Genomic DNA, 18,289 nt, shown 5'->3' on the forward strand with positions numbered 1-18,289 from the left:
ATTATTACGTTATGATATAATGGAAACTATGGACAAGTGCTTTATTTAGTGAATTTTGACAATATGTGATGTATAAATTTGTTGAAATTTGTAAGGCATTATTTGGATAATTGTTCTTTAGATAGGGGAATTTATATATATATTATAAAATATGTGAGCAAGGGTGAAGTAGTATGGAAAGGTTAGTTATAAATGGAGGCTACAAGCTTAGGGGAAGAGTAGAAATTGCTGGTGCAAAAAATGCAGCTGTAGCTATATTACCCGCAGCTATATTAGCAAGTGAAGGAAAATCTTTAATAGATAATATACCAGACATTGAGGATGTTCACTGCTTAGAGAGAATACTTAAAGGCTTAGGATGTTCAGTAAACAAGATAGATAATAATACTTTAGAAATAGATGCAACAGATATAAATACACTAGAGGCATGCACTGCAGATGTTAGAGCAATGAGAGCTTCTTACTATTTTATAGGAGCTTTGCTTTCAAGATTTAAGAAAGCTAAGGTAGATTTACCTGGAGGGTGTCCTATAGGAGTTAGACCAATAGACCAGCATATTAAAGGCTTTGAGGCTATGGGAGCAGAAGTTATCATAGAGCATGGCGCTGTCAATATTAAAGCGGATAGGCTGGTAGGAGCTAACATATTCTTTGATGTTGTAAGTGTTGGAGCTACTATAAATGTTATGATAGCAGCAACTATGGCTGAAGGAGTAACTGTTTTAGAGAATGTTGCAAAGGAACCTCATGTAGTAGATGTAGCAAACTTTTTGAACTCTATGGGAGCAGATATAAAGGGTGCGGGAACAGATGTTATAAGAATAAGAGGCGTTGAATCAATGAAGGGCTGTAATTATAGTGTAATACCTGACCAAATAGAGGCTGGTACTTTTATGATAGCAGCAGCTGCAACTAAAGGTGATGTTACTTTAACAAATGTAATCCCAAAACATCTTGAATCAATTTCAGCAAAATTGCTTGAAGCTGGCGCAATAGTAGAAGAAGGCGACGACAGTATTAGAGTAGCTGTTGATAAACCACTAAGAGGAGTTAGCATAAAGACATCTCCATATCCTGGTTTTCCAACAGATGTTCAACAGCCTATGTCTACGCTTCTTTGTGTTGCAAGCGGAAGAAGTATGATAACAGAAACAATATGGGAAAGCAGATTAAAGCATCTTGATGAACTTAAGAAGATGGGTGCATCTGTTAAGGTAGAAGGCAAGGTTGCTGTTATAGAAGGAGTAAGCAAGCTTACTGGCGCAATAGTAAAGGCTACGGACTTAAGAGCTGGAGCTGCTATGGTTATAGCTGGCTTGGTTGCTGAGGGAAGAACTGAAATATGCAGTATTGAGCATATTGACAGGGGATACCCACATATCGAAAAGAAATTTAGAGAACTAGGTGCGGATATATACAGAATAGAAGAAGAATAAAAAATAGAATCATGGGGGAAGAAGCATGATATTTTGCTCATTATACAGTGGCAGCAGTGGCAATAGTATCTTTGTACGCTCTGATAGCGGCAAGATACTTATTGATGCTGGGCTACCAGGAAAGAAAATAGATGAGGCTTTAATTGCAATAAAAGAAAATCCTTCTGAGATAGATGGAATATTTATAACCCATGAGCATTCAGATCATATAAAAGGAATAGGTGTTTTATCTAGAAAGTATAATATTCCAATATACGCAAATGAACAAACTTGGAATGCTATGGAGAATCTAATAGGTAAGATAAAAGAAGATAATATTAGAGTTATAGATAAGAGAAGTGTTGTTGGAATCAAGGATTTAGAGGTTAAGTGCTTTAATATACCCCATGATGCGGCAGGGCCTATGGGGTATACTATAAGATCAAAGGGAAAGGCTGTAAGTGTAGCTACGGACTTTGGTACTTTTACAGAAGAAATAAAAGAGAATATAAAAGATTCTGAAGTTATACTTTTGGAAAGTAATCATGACATACAAATGCTTAAATACGGCCCATACCCATATCCTTTAAAAAGAAGAATATTAAGTGAAATAGGGCATCTTTCCAATGAGGACTGTGGAAAGGCTATTGTAGATATTTTAAAGGATGAGCCTAAAAAGATAATTTTAGGACATTTAAGTAATACAAACAATCATCCTGACTTAGCTTTTCAAACAGTTTTAAATGTTTTAAATGACAACAATATAAGAGATGGTAAGGATGTTTATTTAACGCTAGCAGATAGACATAAACCAAGTAGTTATATCGAACTTAAATAACTAAATAAGAAAGGTATGATATAATGAGCAGTTATATTGAGAAACTAAGTTGTGGAGATCACGTTGACATGGCTATAGATGAGTACATAGATGAGTATGAAACTTTTCCAAACCTTGAAGGTATTGATGATGGAAAGTGTAGTTATTGTGAATTAAAAGCCATATATAAAATCAGCGGCAGTACCTCAGAGGAATAACATAAATCAATATTGATGTTTTAAGCGTATTAGTTATATTTTATATAAATAATATGCTTTGTAATTATGGATTAACATATAATTTTCGTATAAGTAGCAAAATTCTAATTATAATCTTGAAAAACATAAAAGTAATTAGTATAATTTCAATAGAATAACAATAAGAAGGAGATATAAGAATGAGTTTATATAGTCAATGGACAGATATGGTTGTAGAGTATGTTAAAACTAAGGGAGAAGAGGCTTTTTGGGTAGAGTATAGTGATATAGAAAGAAGAGTATATACTGACTTACTTGCTGCTCATAATACAGTAAAGAAATCTACTATAGCAGAGTTAGCTAAAACTTATAACACAACAACAGAGTTTATCATGGGATTCGTTGATGGTATAAACGAAAGTCTTAAAAATCCATATGATCTTGAAACTGTAGAAGCTGATCAGGAATTAGCTTTTGATATTAACTTTGAACAATTATACTTTAACATGCTAGATGCTAAGGCTGACTATCTTTATGAACTTCCACAATGGGAAGGAATATTCTCAGTAGAAAAGAGAAAAGAGATAGCAGTTCAATATAGAGAATCAAAGATTGTTAGAAATGAAAATAAGATAGGCAGAAACGATCCATGTCCATGTGGAAGTGGAAAGAAGTACAAGAAGTGCTGTGGTAAAGCTGAATAATTAGATTACTATGTTTAGCTATTACTAAGGTTTGCAATATCTAATATAGAGAGAAAGTTCAGTAGATCTACTACTGGGCTTTTTTGTTTATTAAGACCAGTATGAACTTTTTGCTGGCTAAGCCTTTTAATATTAAGGCTTTAGAATGGTTATGTAGGGTGAACAGTAAAAAATATTATGCTGCCTGACAGATTATACTCATATGAATTTGGAAAGGCACATGTGCAAAAATTCACTAAAGAAGGTAGCTTTAGCAAGTTTTTATGTATAGCAATTCTCTTAAAAGTATTATGAAGAAGCTTACATTTTTCGTATATAGGATTAAAATAAAAAAATAACAAGAATGGTGCAAAAGCATTAATAAGTTAGCAACAATGACGATAATTACATATATAACCTGCAGATACCTGCGTCCATAATTAAAGAAGCGGCAATGATGTTACGAAATGGAGGCAGTTATGCTACTATATAGATTAACATTAGGAGGATGCTATGAAGAAGGAAAAACAAAAGAACAGTTTAGGTTTAAAAAGCATAAGAGTGAAATTAGTTATAGTAATGATATTAATTTGCCAGATACCATTATTGGTATTCGCTTTAGTGGCCAATCACCAATCGAGAAGCACATTGGACAATAAACTTAGAGTAACTACTACTCAAGAAATTGACCTAACCAATAAACTAGTTGATAATTATTTCACTATATTCTCTACCGCAATTGACACAGCATCAGGGTTGAATAGCATAAAAAGCGATGATGATAATGTAGTTATGGGAACTCTTAAGACATTTCAGGAAAAGAACTCAGATATAGGAAACATATATATTGGACGTGCTGATAAAAAGATGCTTATATATCCTGTGACACAATTACCAAGTGGATATGATCCAACCTCTAGACCTTGGTATACAGATGCATTGAATAACAAGGGTAAGGTTACTTTCAGTGCACCATACAAAGACGCAGCTTCTGGTGATATGGTAATATCTTTATCAAAGACTGTTGAAAAAGACGGACAAATAATAGGAGTAGCAGCTATAGATTTAAACTTAGCTAAGTTATCTAAGAGTCTTTCAGATATAAAGGTTGGAGAACAAGGCTACATTTATATTTCTGATAGCCAAGGTGTATTAGTTTCTCACCCTAACGACAAGATTATAGGAACCGATGAAGTTAAGAAGCAAAGCTATTGGAGTAATGTTGAGAAGAGTCAAAGTGGCTTTGAGCCTTATACCTACAATGGTGCCAAGAAGTTTGTAAGCTATGATAGAAATAAAGTTACTGGATGGATAGTATTTGCTTCAATGAATGAAAGCGAACTTACAAAGGATACTAAAGCATTAACTAATGTTTCTATAATTGATATGGTCTTAACTTTAATATTAAATATTATGTTTGCAGTTGGTATTAGTAACTTTATAGCTAAAAACATAAACATAATAAGAAAAGGTCTTAATAAGGCAGCTAATGGTGACTTAACTTATAAGGTATCTATAAAATCAAAGGATGAGTTTGGACAGTTGGCAGAAAGCTTTAATGAAATGTCTGATGGTATGCATAATCTTATAGGTGAAGTTAAAGAATCCTCATTAGTAATGGAAAAGACAGCGGTAACAATTTCAACTATGAGTGAAGATGTAGCTACAGCAGTAAATGATGTAGCAAAAACTATAGATCAAGTAGCATCAGGTAGTTCTGAACAAGCCCATGATATCGAGCAAGGGGTTTATGAAGTTCAACAATTGATAACTGAACTTAAGGAAATGTATGACCAAATAGACACCATGACAAACTTAGCTATGGTAACTCAAGAAATGACTGAAGATGGAATAACAACTATGGATGTTTTAAGTGAGAAGTCAGTAGAGACTAACAAGTCTTCTGAGAATATAGAAGATGCGGTAAATGATATGACAAGCTCCGTTGGAACTATCAAGTCTTTCACTAACATAATTAATGAAATAGCTGAACAAACAAATCTATTGGCTTTAAATGCAGCTATTGAAGCAGCTAGAGCAGGAGAAGCTGGTAAGGGCTTTGCAGTTGTAGCTGATGAAATCAGAAAGCTTGCGGAACAAGTAACTGAATCTACTAAGGAAATAGGATCAATAATCGATTTAGTGGATGGAAAGTCAAAGAACGCCATTAAAGCAATGGCTAGCACAAAGGCGGCTATAAACAGCCAGTCTGATTCTGTGGAGCAAACTAAGAACAACCTCCAAAACATCTCTGTATATATGGAGGAACTATCAAAGTCTATAAAAAATGTTAAAGCATCAATAGATGGGGTTAACAAGAGCAAGGATCAGATAATGGAGAGCATGCAAAACATGTCAGCAATATCTGAAGAAACTGCAGCTAGTACAGAAGAAGTGTCTGCATCTACTGAAGAAATAGCTGCAACAATGGATGAGTTCAACCAAAACTCAACAATACTAAAGGATATATCTATTAACCTTGAAGAGAAGATAGATAGATTCAAGCTATAGGATATATATAATTAGTGGATTAGCACTGAATCATAGAGATTCAGTGCTATATTTTTTTTCTTTAAGTAATCAATCAAGAAATAAAAGCCTTAAAAGCTATGGTAGAAAAACTTATCCCACTACCAGATTTTCCTTACATACCTTAGGAAAGGCAGAAGGGCAAAATAGCTTACTTAAGCAACTTTTTTATTCCTTCTTCTATTTCTACCTCAGAAAAGGCTATAATTGTGCTTGTTATAGTATAGGAGGATATTTCACTTATAAAGGATTCTACCTCTGAAAGATCTCTAACTGTTAGCTTTACTATGAAGCAATGATCACCGGCTATTCTATAGCAAAATCCGCTTCTATTGTGGGAGGCTATAAACTTTTTAAATCTGTCATATTCACCATTTCTCATGGTTACTAGAATAAAGCAATCCAAGGTATAGCCTAATTTTTTCTTGTCAATCTTTATTGTATATCCTTTTATTATACCTAAGCCTTCTAATTTCTTTATTCTCTCACCTACAGAGGGAGCTGATAAGTTTACCTTTTTAGATAATTCCCTTGTAGATAATCGGCTGTTAAGCTCTAATTCCGAAAGTATAAGCATATCTATTTCATCTATTTTCATATGTAAACTCCTTTGCTATATTAATTTTAAATATGAAATTTATTTTATAGTTTTTGCTTTCAAAAGAAAAGGATTTTATTAAAAGTATTTTATAAAATATATATAAGTTATTATTATAAGGATGGTGCATTATGACAAGAATTAAAGGATCAGAGAATGGAACTACAATTTTTGAAAGCTTATTAGGACATAACCTTGATATTTTAAATAGTTGGGTTAACCTTGAGAAGGAGTTTTTAGGTTCAGCTACTTTTACAGCAGCTTTTAAGGAAGAGTTAAGGAGAAATCTAGCACAGATAAATGGTTGTGAATATTGCAAGGCAAAGGGAGCTCCGCTAGAATCTTATGAAGACAAAAAACTAAGTATAGCTGTAGAGTTTTTAAAAACTGCCGCAAATAACAGATATAAGGTTGGGGAGGAGGCCTTTAATAGACTTAAGGAAGTTTTTTCTGATGAGGAAATATCAGAACTATGCAGTTTTATAGCTTTTATAACTGCCTGCCAGAACTTTGGAGCCATGATGGAACTAAAACCTGTCTGCAGTATAGAATAGGGCACTTTATTTCAAATATATGTAAGTGGATTCTTTTATGATATATAATAGGTAATATATATATGATACTTGGTGAAGGAGAGATGATAGAATTAAATGAAGGAAAGATATTTAAAACCCCTCAAATTTTGTATCTTACCTCTAATTACTATTGTAGTATTTGCTTTGATAGGAGTATTTAAACAAAGGTCAATCGCTGCAGTTGAAGGACAACATCCTACAATGACTGGTGCAATTACCTTATTAGGTTGGTCTATGAGAGGAGTATACGTAGCAGTATTAATGGCTATATATTTTTCTATGTTAGACTTAAAGCTAGGTAAGGCAACTAATCTAATGGTTCTATTTTTATTAATAGCATTAAATCTTCCGTTGATGAGATATATGGAGCTATTAGTCTATCTTCCTTTAGCTGTAGTAATATTACCTATAGTTAATTTTGTTGCCTTTTTACCGGCAATTGTTAAGAAGAAGGTTGATGATAAGATTGATGAAGATAGTAGGTAGCCTTTTATTTTAAAATATATAGAAGTAAGTTCTTTGAATCACTGGAGAGATTATGCCTTGCAAAAATTATCTCACACTAAAAAGGAGTTTTGAAGACAAGTTCTGAGATAGAAGTATGGTAATGTGTGATGGAGCTTTTAGAGGAATAATACAAGCTAAAGAGGTTGTAAGAGAAGACTATGGACTTATGATGATTGGAGCAGATGGATAGAATCAGGGGCAATAGCTTTGGTAAGACCTATCTTGATATATATGGTCCCATCACGAAAACTTGATAGTAGAAGTTGGAAACCTATAGTGGTATTTTAAATAATTATCGAGTAGAGATGAAGTTTTCCAAATAATATCCAAATAGGTATTATATGATATAATTAATTATAATATTTAAGGTTGGGGGAGTAGCTATGGATTCAAATGTGTGTTGGTCAAATGAGAAAAAAATAGAGAGAACAATAGAAGCCTTAGGCAAGAATAATATAAACGGATATCATATACAAAGTAGAGGCGAGCTATTAGAGAAGATTAAGGAGTTAGTCTCCGAAGGTGCTACAGTTAGCTGTGGAGGATCAGCAACCCTTACAGAACTAGGATTGTTAGAGCATCTTAGAAGTGGCAGATATGAATTTTTAGATAGAGCCGCTAAGGGAATTACTGAAGAGGAAAAGAAAGAGATTCACAGAAAAACCTTTAGTGCAGATGCTTTCTTTACCAGCACTAATGCCTTAACAGAAGATGGACAACTGTTTAATGTAGATGGTGGCGGAAACAGAGTTGCAGCTATGCTTTTTGGCCCAGATAAAGTTTTAGTTGTATGCGGAGTTAATAAGATAGTAAAAAATATTGAGGAAGCTATTGAAAGAAACAAAAGAGTATCAGCACCTATAAATGCGAAGAGGCTTAATAGAAACACACCTTGTGCTAAAGTAGGTTATTGTATGGATTGCAGCAGTAATGATAGGATATGCAATGAGTATACTGTTATAAAGAGACAAGGTGACAAAACTAGAATGCATGTATTAATACTTAATGAGAATTTGGGATATTAAGTAGGTAGTGCAATTTATTTAATAGGGTAGTATCACCAAGATGGTGGTACTATTCTTTGATTTGAAGATTATTCAGGTTACTTGACTTATAGATTAAAGCCGTTTTATAATAAAAATGGCAAAATAATGTTGTAAACATTGACTTTGGAAAACGTTAACATGAAATCTAGTGGTTATTTTAAAAAGTAACGTATAGGACTTTGTTTTATTAAGGTGCTTGATTAATTAATAATTACTTATTTAAGTGTAATTATCATCTGTATTGAGTCTGCACTGTATTAAAGCAAAGTTCTTTTTGTAATACGTAAGAAAAGAGGTGAGTGATTTTTTCGGTTATATCATAAAGGTGTTAAGGGGAAAAGGATTAACCGAAAATAAGAAGTAATAACATTTAGCTTATTAAAAATTATGATTTAAAGCAAAAGATAGGGGATTATGAATAACATGAAAAAGAGAAAGAAAATATTTAGTCAAATAATTACTACAGTTATATCTATGATGTTTTTATTTAGTATCATTTCACCAGTGAATGTATCTGCTTTAACTGGAATTACCACAGAACAGAGTATAGCTTTACGTCAATTAAATACTGCTACTGAACCTAAGGCTGTTAGAGAAGCAGTTGAAAATCCAAAGCTAAGTATTGATTTAAGCAAATATAGTACTTTTTCAAATGAACAAAAAGATTATTTAGCTACAGGTATAGGAAGAGAAAATTCTCGAAATAATCGACTATTCTCCAGTCCTCAAGCAGTAGAAGATTATGTTAATTGGTATGTAAACCGAGTAGCTGAATATACAAAACAATTAGCAAAGATACAGATAAGATTTAACTATAATGATGATGCAGATCATGTCAGATCAAGTATGAGTTTACCTAATCTATATAATAGTGTAATTTACGTTAGATGGACAAGTGATAAACCTGATGTAATATCTACGACAGGTGTGGTTAAAAGACCAGCATATGGACAACCAAATGAAGTCGTTCATTTAACTGCTAATAGTATAGATGGAGGCGGATTCCCTATAACTGATACTAGAAACTTAACGGTATTAGCTGAAGAAACAGCTCCACAACCACAAATAACGCCATATCAAGCAGCTGTAAATGCTGTTATGAATGCATATATTGTTTCTAATTTGAGAGTTGCAATAGAAAATCCGATATTACATATAGATTTATCTAAATATAATTATAATAAGTTATCTAATGAGATGAAGAATAATTTGCTAATTGATCTATTGCATGATATACAAGGTAGAAAGTTAAATAATATTAATGAAGTAATTTCTGCACTTAATAAATATACTTGTAAATCAATAATTAATGATGCTACAAAACATTTAGATATAGTTTATGCAGAAGGAGACAGCAAGGAAAGTGTTACAAAAAACTTAGGACTTCCTACAAATTCAACATATGGAGCTTCGGTAACATGGGAAAGTAACTCTGTGAATTGTGTGGAAACTAATGGGATAGTGCATAGACCAGTTGGAGATTCTGCAGCTGTGACATTAAAAGCTACTATGAAAATGGGAGATGAAGTAGGTCAATTAGATTATATTGTTAATGTAAAAGGAGTTCAAATCACAACAATTCCAGTAACTCCATCAACTCCTACTAATAATGATGATGCTGAAAAATCAGTAGACAATAATCCGACTAGCACACCTGCTGCGGTTAAATTAAATACTACTAAAGATGGTAATAAGGTTAATGCTACTGAAAGAGTAGATGCTATAAAGGATGGAAAAGATACTTTGATAATTAAGTCGGATAAGGTTACCATGTCAATTCCAGAAAAGGTTGTATACACAGATGGATTGAGTGGGTCAGATTATATTAAAGTAACACAAGAGGTATTGCCGTCAGATAGAGCAAAAGAATTATTTTCAGCACTTCCAAGTAATGTGGCTCCATTGAGGGACGCTATTAATTTTACAATGCAGTTATTTGATAGTAATAACAATTTAATAAAGGATATACATGAATTTGCCAATGGTCAAAAGGTTAAAATAGTAATAAGTTTAACGGAAGATCAAATAAAAAATGTTGATACAAGTAAATTAAGTATGTTCTACTTTGATGAAACTAAGAAGCAATGGGTTGAGATGGGAGGAAGTTTTGATAAAGAAAATATGACCTTTACTTTTGAAACTCCTCACTTTACAAACTTCGCTATAATGACAAAGGTTGCAACAGATACAACCTCTGCTAAAGCAGAGATACCTAATACTGCAGCACCTACAAAAATAGAGACATCTGAGGTATTACCTAATACTGTAGCACTTACAAAAGTAGAAACACCTAAGGTATTACCTAAGACTGGTTCAGATTTGGACTTTAATATAGTGCTAATAGCTGGTTGTGTTTTAGCCGTACTAGGTGGTTTAATGCTTACTAGAAGAAAGGCTGCTAACTAGTGTTGGTATAAAGGCATTAAAAATATATAGAATTATGTATTTAGAAGCTAGCTATATTTTATAACTTTAAATAGATATAATTTTAATTAATAATAAGGGGTATATTTGGAATTACTTAATTGTTTAAGTGATATCTAAAGGTGCCCCTTATATTTTTTTGCTAATACTTGTCATAGGGAAAACGCTAAGTAAACCTAGTAAATTCAGTGTATTAGAATAGCTGTCTAGAACAAACTACAAGAAGTAAAGATCTGTCTCTTGCCATAACTTCTTCACATAAGTTTAGAAAGGGTAAATACTCAAAAAAGCTGGCTTCAGCTACTTTTTACTATCTAGGAACTATTTATTAAGGTAAAGTTGTAAGGAAATATAGTGAAGTACATTCAAAACCGCATTTTAAATATAAGCTTGTAAAAGGTTATGAGCTTTAAAAGTTGTAAAATCATATAAATGAAGTTATGTATATGTTGACAAAGGTTAGGTAGTTACTACTAAATAGCCTGTTTACTCTTTTGTTTAGTAAATATATAATAAGTAAGAAATAATAGTAAGTATAAACCCATTAACTAAGATATAAAATCAGATTAGGAGATATAGATTTATGAACATAACCTTAATAACAGTAGGTAAAATAAAAGAAAAATACTTAAAGGATGCTATAGATGAATATTCAAAGAGATTAAAAAGATATTGTAAGCTTGATATCATAGAGCTAGCTGATGAAAAAACTCCAGACAATGCATCAGAAAAAGAGGAACTGCAGATAAAGGAGAAAGAAGGACAGCTTATACTAAAGTCTATAAAAGAAAATATGTATGTAATAGCACTAGACCTAAAAGGTAACATGATATCCTCAGAGGATTTCTCAAACCTCATAGGTGATTTAGGGGTTAAGGGTGAGAGCCAACTTTGCTTTGTAATAGGTGGGTCTTTGGGCCTATCAAAGGATGTTATACAAAGAGCAAACTATAAGCTATGCTTCTCAAAGATGACCTTCCCCCATCAGCTTTTTAGGGTGATGTTACTTGAGCAGATTTATAGGGCTTATAGGATAATGAAGGGGGAACCGTATCATAAATGAATGATAATCTATTAAAATTGCATGTTTAGTTAAGGAAATAACTTATATTATATGAATTATAATATAGGTTATTTTTTTTAGTAGGATTTTTATTCTTTGGTGTAATTATTTTTATTAAATGCAGTTATTACATTAATCACTATATGGCCTCAGGTTAGGTAAGTATAGTTTGCAAAATACTATGATGTAATCGACAACATAAATTGAAAAAATTTTTTTTGATTTTTAGAAAAAATTTAACTTACGAGACCTAATGAAACCTTAGTATAATGACAAAGCAAGTACTGTATTTCAAAAAAGCAATGTAAAAGGAGTGATTACATTTGATTGGAGAATTGAGATAAATAAGGCAAGCCCAATATGGCTGTGGCTATTTCTTCTATGACAGAAGGTGGTTAAGAAAAATTAACAATACTTAAGGAAAACTGGAAAACAAGTTAAGCAAATAATTAATTAATAAGACTGAGTTAAATATTAATATAGACAATAGGAGTACATTACTATGTAATCAATTATTTATATCGGTCTAATTTATGGAGGAAACTATGAATAAAAAACATAAGGTAGAAAGTAATCAAAAAATAAATTTTATAAGTATTATCGCTATATTAGTAGCTAGTGCGTTTGTGGCAACCTTTAATGAAACCATATTAAATGTTGCGCTATCTGGAATTATGAAGGATATGAATGTTTCTGCTGGAACTGTTCAATGGCTTGTGACAGCTTATATGACAGTAGCAGCAGTAATGGTACCTATTACTGCTTTTCTAATTCAATCATTTAAAACAAAAACATTATTTTTTAGTGCAATAGGATTATTACTTATAGGAACGATATGTGCGGCGTGTTCAAATTCTTTTGCGATGTTATTAATTTCAAGAATGATACAATCATCAGGTACAGGGATGATAATACCAATTGTTACAAATACCATATTATTAATAGCACCAAAAGAAAAACTAGGAATATCAATGGCAATATGTGTGCCAGCAATTTTACTAGGACCTGCATTCGGTCCAACAATATCAGGAATTGTATTACAATATTTTAGTTGGCATGCATTATTTATAATGTTAATTCCAATTATAATCGTACTTATGATTATAGGAAAACTATTCTTAGTTAATGTAGGAGAAATAACGAAGCCTAAAATGGATTATTTATCTATAGTGTTATCTACAATTGGAGTTGGAACAATAATATATTCTATAAATAGTATAAGTGGAGGAAATATTAAAACAACTTTAATATGCTTTATAATAGGAATTATTTGTTTAATAACATTTATCAAACGTCAAAATACCTTAAAACAACCAATGTTGAATTTATCTCCTTTTAAGTATCCAAAGTTTGTAATGGCAACAATTTTAGTAATGATAGCTATGATGGTTACTTTCACTATGAGTATAATGTTACCAATGTTTATAGAAGGAGCTCTTGGAAAATCAAGCTTTGTAGCAGGAATAGCCTTATTACCAGCTGTAATTTGTGCTGGACTAGCCGCACCTGTAGGTGGGAAGATTTACGATAAATTTGGGGTGAAATTTTTAATACCATTAGGAACAGCAATGGTAACTATATTTGTATTTTTAATATCTTTATCTAAAAGTGATGCATCTTTGGCACACTTAGTAATAATCTATATATTTACGAGCGTAGGAATCGGACTATTTATGTCTCCTTCTCAAACTCATGGGTTGAATCAATTGCCAAAAGAATACTATCCTCATGGAGTAGCAATAGTAAATACGCTTCAACAAATTTCTGCTGCTATAGGATCATCACTTTTTATTGGAATAATGTCAGCAGTTCAAATCAATGCATTAGAAGTACAACATGCGACTAATGAAGTTGCGGTAGCTACTGGATTTTCGGCTTCAGCAATGGTAGTTTGCGGAATTGCACTTGTGGCATTAATTTTATCTTTTTTCTTTGGGAGAAATGAATCATAAGTATAAGGAAAAGAAGAAGTAGGATATACATTGATATAAGATAAAGAATAGAATAACAAATTGAAGGACAAGCTAAGGAAATCATTGAAAATGTTTATGTACCTAATTGCATATTTAAAAAAGAGTGATATACTTTTTATATAAGGAACTATAGTACCCTATTTTTAAATAACTAAAATATAGTTAAGTAATGTTCAGCTCATTAACTGGATCAGTTGAACATCTTCATTCTATAGTGTATTTATTAGTAGCTATTTTAAGATATTGTGATGGAATTATACTGATCTAAAATTATGAGTGAATATTTTAGTAGACTCCGAGGAACTACACTAGAAAATGTAAGTTTAGAGCAGTGGTGGTAAATGCTTCAGCAAAATAGATATGAAAGATTAACTATGGAGGATTAGCTTCGTCTATAAACTTGCTCTCCTTGCTAATAATAAATGAAATAATACTGTACGGAAGGCTTACGGAAGAAAGTATTGAAGAGATTATTAATAATATTTTGTTTCTTATATATAAAGCACAGTATGCGAATTTTTTGTGTAAATTTCAATTATAGAAAGATTGCCTGTTACTTAGGTTCATAACTTGAATTATAAATTTCTAATTGGATAGGTAAATAAAAGCGTAGCTCTTAGACAATATGCTTAAGGTGAAAAAATCACAGAAAACTTCAAAAACCCTCTTTGTAAAAGCCTTATTACAAGGCATAAAGTAGGTTGATATAGGTGAGAAAGCTAAAGTTTCTATTAAGTTAGGCTATAACCTTGACTGTGTAGGAAAGGGGTCATTGAAGTAGCTCGGAGGTGCAAAAGTGCAAAAAAAGATATTAGTTGTAGATGACGATAAAGATATAGTAAAACTCATAACAAAGAGTTTAAGCTATGAAGGATTTGAAACTATTTCAGCATTTACTGGGAAAGAAGCCTTATGTGCATTGAAAGAAAATCATATTGATTTCATCATTCTTGATATAATGATGCCTGATATGGATGGCTTTGATGTATGCCGAAGCATCAGAAAATCTCATAATGCTCCGATTCTGTTTTTAAGCGCACGGGATAAGGATATTGATAAAATCGTTGGGCTTGAAATAGGGGCAGATGATTACATGACAAAGCCCTTTAGCATTCAGGAACTTACCTCCAGGATAAAGGCCAGTTTCAGAAAAGTTGACAGGCTGTTTAAGGAATGGAAGGAGCTTAGCCCCAATAGAGAAATAACTGAATCTCCTCTCATATTGAATGATAAGACCTTTGAAGTATTTCTAGATAACATAAAGCTTAACTTATCAACAAAGGAATTTCAAATATTGTCTATGCTAATGCATAACCCCAATAATGTATTGACTCGTGAGCAGATATATGAATATGTGTGGGGAGACGAGTACGGAGAATTAAATACAGTAACGGTTCATATAAAAAATATCCGTAAGAAACTTGGTCCAGAATATGACTTTATTAAAACAATTTGGGGCATCGGATATAAGTACAAGGAAAGAGAGTGATAGAATGAAACTGAAGATAAAGCTTCCTTTACTGTTCCTGGTGATGTTTATAGTTTTTATGGTTTCTATTGGATGCTACTTAAAGTTTATCTTTGCAGAATATTCACATATATCCAGTTCATTACTGAATCCATCATATATAGGATTGCTTTTTCCTATTTTTGCTGTTGCTTGTTTCATCTTTATTATTTTGATTATGTATATTTATTTTTTTATAGAAAAACCAATCAGACTGCTTAATACCAGATTGGAAAGAATAAATATTGTACATCCATTGCCTCCACTTGTATTAAGGAGTAATGATGAAATCGGAGACCTTTATAATCATTTTAATAACATGGAAAAGAGACTCCAACTAGCACACAAAGAGCAAACGGATATGATTGCTGCTATTGCACATGATCTGAAAGCACCATTAACATCTATTAATGGTTTTGCTGAACTTTTAGCTATGCAAAAGGGCATATCGGAAAATGAAAAACAGGAATATTATGAGTTGCTTCAAAAAAAGTCAAAATATATGGCTGAACTCATCAATGACTTTGTAAGCTTCACCAAAGAAAAACAGGCTTTAGATGCTATGACTCTGAAAGCTGTTGAGGCATCGAAATTATTTGAAAACATTGCCCAAGAATATAAATATGAACTATCAGGACTTGGCTATGAGCTTGTTTGCAAAGGTTTATTCACGGCAAATATCATGCTTATGGTTAATGAAATTATGATTGGCCGTGTTTTTGGCAATCTCTTCAGTAATGCTGTAAGATATGGAGGAAAAAGTGAGTTGAAGGTATATATGACTGGATACTCACAAGAGGCTTATGCCTATTTTGAAATTGAGGATAATGGCATTGGAGTTCCAGATAGCGACCTCTCTTCACTATTTCTTAAATTTTTTACTGTGGATAAATCTAGGCAAATTGAAAATGGTGGGATAGGGCTTGGACTTGCGAGCTGTAAATCAATTATTGAATATCATGGTGGAGAAGTCTATGCATATTCTTCTGAGTATGGCGGACTTGGTATAAGGTTCAGTCTTCCTCTTTCAAAATATTAATTACATTCTTCTACAATGAATTAAGGGCCACTGCTGGTTTAAGTTAAAGAACTCAAGCAGTGGCTTTTTTGAGTTTCAGCACTTTATAATTTTTTATATTTTCTTTATGAAGATTTATTTTCATTTTAGAGAAGTTTCATTTTTGTATCTTAAAATTTACTTGTAGCTTAAATATTGGGAAGCAACTTCAACTATTAATTTATACATGTCATAAAATCTTCAAAAGCCGCGATTTTATAAAAGGTATAAATTGAGTTTGCATAAAGGTTGCCTATAGGTATCCAACTTCAACTATTAATTTATATATGCCTGATAATCCCCAGAAGCCGGTATTATCGAACATACATAAATTAAGTTTTCGTAAAGGTTCCCTATATATATATGCTACAAGTAAATTGATAGGAGGAAATGATATGGTAGAGATTCAAGTTTGCGGCACAGGCATAGGTAGGCGATGCCATTTCAAAACATACACTCTTGTGATTAATCAGAGTAGGGCAGGAGTAATAAATAGAACTAGAAAAGGAGGATACTACAATGTCAATTGAATTCAGCCGTTGGCCAAACAACTATATGATGTCGTATCAAGTAACTAAAGCTCTAGGGATGGCAAGTCTTGGTGCTACTGATGTTACCGAAATTTATGAAGCTTGCAAAAAAATAGATCCAAATGATAAGGAAACATGGCATAGAGAATGGCTTATAACAGCAGAGGCTCTGGAAAGTCATGGCAAGGAGGCAGAAGCTGTTGGAAACTGGTATACAGCACGTAACTGTTACATCCGAGCTTTGAATTACTACAGAATAGCTGAATATGCTGTGATGGATAATGACACCGAGAAAATCCGCATATTTAGAAAAGTAAATGAACTCTTCGAAGCTGCCGGAAATTACTTCGATGTCAAACCAGAGAAAATCCAAGTAGATTATGAGGATGTCAAGTTAGATGGGTACTTTTTCTCACCTTCTTGGATAAAAGGTCCGAAACCAACAATTTTGGCTCTCAATGGTGGTGATGAGTGGTCAGTTGAGAACTATTTCTGGTTAGGGCCTGCCTTTATTTCCTGTGGATATAACTTTATGGTCTATGATCAGCCAGGAACCGGTCTCTCAATGTACGAAAAGGGAAAGGGCAGGCGAGCTGATAGCGAGGCTTTTCATTCAAGAGCAATTGACTTTCTTCTAACTAGACCGGAAGTGGATCCTAGCAAGATTATTGTCCATGGTGAAAGCTTTGCTGCATACGACTCCCTTAGATTTGCTTCCTTCGACCACAGGATTGCTGCTGTAATCTCTGACGGGGGTACACACGCATTCGATTGGGAAGCAATGCTAAAATGGATGCCACCTAGTTTGGCTGCCCACGGTATGAGAATCCTCGGTGCTGAAAGCTTGGATGACTTTGCTGGAAATCCTCGTTTTGCATACAATCTCGAGGGTGTACTTCACCAGATAGAATGTCCTCTTCTTGTGATGCACGGTGCGGAAGAAATATTAGTTCAACCAAATCCACTAACTCAAGCTCTTAAAAATTATCAGCAGGCTGGTTCTAAGAATAAGACGTTCTTCGCCATAGAGGATAGAAGACTTGGTGGACTAGAACACTGCCAGGTAGACAACATCAACGTGCTGCATGAGGTAGCGTTGAATTGGCTTTGCTCCATTGGCCTTGGCCCTTCTTCACCTAGACCAAGTGATTGCTAAGAATTTTTTAAGTTAACTAGAAGGAAAGCTTATGAAACTTACATTAGTTACAGTTGGAGCTGTGCTTTTTAGAAAGCAGGTAACGAGATAATTTAATTAAAGAAAATTAGATAAATATTTTAAAGAGTCAACTGATGCAGTAATAGGAGAGCCATTTAACATTATATTAAATTATAATTATGCTAAATTTCCTATTAAGAAGTAGGAATATG

General features: G+C 32.9%; 15 protein-coding genes. 14 read left to right on the forward strand and 1 reads right to left on the reverse strand.

What is annotated here, in order from left to right:
- Positions 1-173: 173 nt before the first annotated feature.
- From C1I91_RS01535 to C1I91_RS01555, 5 genes are all read left to right on the forward strand, one after another.
- The gene (locus C1I91_RS01535) at positions 174-1,436 is read left to right on the forward strand and encodes a UDP-N-acetylglucosamine 1-carboxyvinyltransferase (protein ID WP_128210903.1); all 1,263 of its coding nucleotides are present in this window, start codon (positions 174-176) and stop codon (positions 1,434-1,436) included.
- A gap of 25 nt (positions 1,437-1,461) precedes the next feature.
- Positions 1,462-2,253: an MBL fold metallo-hydrolase gene (locus tag C1I91_RS01540; protein WP_128210904.1), complete on the forward strand. Its 792-nt coding sequence runs from the start codon at positions 1,462-1,464 to the stop codon at positions 2,251-2,253.
- Between the two features lie 23 nt (positions 2,254-2,276).
- Entirely contained in the window at positions 2,277-2,450 is a 174-nt protein-coding gene (locus C1I91_RS01545; RefSeq protein ID WP_128210905.1) for a CxxH/CxxC protein, read from the forward strand.
- Between the two features lie 179 nt (positions 2,451-2,629).
- Positions 2,630-3,133: an SEC-C metal-binding domain-containing protein gene (locus C1I91_RS01550; RefSeq protein WP_128210906.1), complete on the forward strand. Its 504-nt coding sequence runs from the start codon at positions 2,630-2,632 to the stop codon at positions 3,131-3,133.
- A 492-nt stretch (positions 3,134-3,625) separates the two neighbouring features.
- Entirely contained in the window at positions 3,626-5,623 is a 1,998-nt protein-coding gene (locus tag C1I91_RS01555) for a methyl-accepting chemotaxis protein (protein WP_128210907.1), read from the forward strand.
- A gap of 169 nt (positions 5,624-5,792) precedes the next feature.
- Here the strand turns inward: C1I91_RS01555 and C1I91_RS01560 are convergent, their stop codons facing one another.
- Entirely contained in the window at positions 5,793-6,239 is a 447-nt protein-coding gene (locus tag C1I91_RS01560; RefSeq protein ID WP_128210908.1) for an Lrp/AsnC family transcriptional regulator, read from the reverse strand.
- A 131-nt stretch (positions 6,240-6,370) separates the two neighbouring features.
- Between C1I91_RS01560 and C1I91_RS01565 the strand changes: the two genes are divergently transcribed.
- From C1I91_RS01565 to C1I91_RS01610, 9 genes are all read left to right on the forward strand, one after another.
- Complete coding sequence (locus C1I91_RS01565) at positions 6,371-6,793, forward strand: carboxymuconolactone decarboxylase family protein (protein ID WP_128210909.1); 423 nt, start codon at positions 6,371-6,373, stop codon at positions 6,791-6,793.
- A 96-nt stretch (positions 6,794-6,889) separates the two neighbouring features.
- Positions 6,890-7,300 (forward strand): hypothetical protein, encoded by a 411-nt coding sequence (locus tag C1I91_RS01570; protein ID WP_128210910.1) that lies wholly within the window; start codon positions 6,890-6,892, stop codon positions 7,298-7,300.
- A 404-nt stretch (positions 7,301-7,704) separates the two neighbouring features.
- Positions 7,705-8,346 (forward strand): lactate utilization protein, encoded by a 642-nt coding sequence (locus C1I91_RS01575; RefSeq protein WP_128210911.1) that lies wholly within the window; start codon positions 7,705-7,707, stop codon positions 8,344-8,346.
- 444 nt (positions 8,347-8,790) lie between these two features.
- Positions 8,791-10,773: an LPXTG cell wall anchor domain-containing protein gene (locus C1I91_RS01580; RefSeq protein WP_164880407.1), complete on the forward strand. Its 1,983-nt coding sequence runs from the start codon at positions 8,791-8,793 to the stop codon at positions 10,771-10,773.
- Between the two features lie 601 nt (positions 10,774-11,374).
- The gene (gene rlmH / locus C1I91_RS01585; protein WP_128210913.1) at positions 11,375-11,854 is read left to right on the forward strand and encodes a 23S rRNA (pseudouridine(1915)-N(3))-methyltransferase RlmH; all 480 of its coding nucleotides are present in this window, start codon (positions 11,375-11,377) and stop codon (positions 11,852-11,854) included.
- A 545-nt stretch (positions 11,855-12,399) separates the two neighbouring features.
- The gene (locus C1I91_RS01590; protein WP_128210914.1) at positions 12,400-13,806 is read left to right on the forward strand and encodes a DHA2 family efflux MFS transporter permease subunit; all 1,407 of its coding nucleotides are present in this window, start codon (positions 12,400-12,402) and stop codon (positions 13,804-13,806) included.
- 817 nt (positions 13,807-14,623) lie between these two features.
- Complete coding sequence (locus C1I91_RS01595; protein ID WP_128210915.1) at positions 14,624-15,316, forward strand: response regulator transcription factor; 693 nt, start codon at positions 14,624-14,626, stop codon at positions 15,314-15,316.
- A gap of 4 nt (positions 15,317-15,320) precedes the next feature.
- Complete coding sequence (locus C1I91_RS01600) at positions 15,321-16,373, forward strand: sensor histidine kinase (protein WP_128210916.1); 1,053 nt, start codon at positions 15,321-15,323, stop codon at positions 16,371-16,373.
- A gap of 537 nt (positions 16,374-16,910) precedes the next feature.
- Positions 16,911-18,077, forward strand: coding sequence for an alpha/beta hydrolase family protein (locus tag C1I91_RS01610; RefSeq protein WP_128210918.1), 1,167 nt, complete (start codon positions 16,911-16,913; stop codon positions 18,075-18,077).
- The last annotated feature ends 212 nt before the right edge of the window (positions 18,078-18,289 follow it).

Origin of the sequence: Clostridium manihotivorum (assembly GCF_004015185.1) — a bacterium.
Classification (GTDB): domain Bacteria; phylum Bacillota; class Clostridia; order Clostridiales; family Clostridiaceae; genus Clostridium_AR; species Clostridium_AR manihotivorum.

Excerpts from the sequence above, each read along its gene's own strand:
- C1I91_RS01535 (WP_128210903.1), top strand. The coding sequence starts at position 174 with ATGGAAAGGTTAGTTATAAATGGAGGCTACAAGCTTAGGGGAAGAGTA.
- C1I91_RS01540 (WP_128210904.1), top strand. The coding sequence starts at position 1,462 with ATGATATTTTGCTCATTATACAGTGGCAGCAGTGGCAATAGTATCTTT.
- C1I91_RS01545 (WP_128210905.1), top strand. The coding sequence starts at position 2,277 with ATGAGCAGTTATATTGAGAAACTAAGTTGTGGAGATCACGTTGACATG.
- C1I91_RS01550 (WP_128210906.1), top strand. The coding sequence starts at position 2,630 with ATGAGTTTATATAGTCAATGGACAGATATGGTTGTAGAGTATGTTAAA.
- C1I91_RS01555 (WP_128210907.1), top strand. The coding sequence starts at position 3,626 with ATGAAGAAGGAAAAACAAAAGAACAGTTTAGGTTTAAAAAGCATAAGA.
- C1I91_RS01560 (WP_128210908.1), bottom strand. The coding sequence starts at position 6,239 with ATGAAAATAGATGAAATAGATATGCTTATACTTTCGGAATTAGAGCTT.
- C1I91_RS01565 (WP_128210909.1), top strand. The coding sequence starts at position 6,371 with ATGACAAGAATTAAAGGATCAGAGAATGGAACTACAATTTTTGAAAGC.
- C1I91_RS01570 (WP_128210910.1), top strand. The coding sequence starts at position 6,890 with ATGAAGGAAAGATATTTAAAACCCCTCAAATTTTGTATCTTACCTCTA.
- C1I91_RS01575 (WP_128210911.1), top strand. The coding sequence starts at position 7,705 with ATGGATTCAAATGTGTGTTGGTCAAATGAGAAAAAAATAGAGAGAACA.
- C1I91_RS01580 (WP_164880407.1), top strand. The coding sequence starts at position 8,791 with ATGAAAAAGAGAAAGAAAATATTTAGTCAAATAATTACTACAGTTATA.
- rlmH (WP_128210913.1), top strand. The coding sequence starts at position 11,375 with ATGAACATAACCTTAATAACAGTAGGTAAAATAAAAGAAAAATACTTA.
- C1I91_RS01590 (WP_128210914.1), top strand. The coding sequence starts at position 12,400 with ATGAATAAAAAACATAAGGTAGAAAGTAATCAAAAAATAAATTTTATA.
- C1I91_RS01600 (WP_128210916.1), top strand. The coding sequence starts at position 15,321 with ATGAAACTGAAGATAAAGCTTCCTTTACTGTTCCTGGTGATGTTTATA.
- C1I91_RS01610 (WP_128210918.1), top strand. The coding sequence starts at position 16,911 with ATGTCAATTGAATTCAGCCGTTGGCCAAACAACTATATGATGTCGTAT.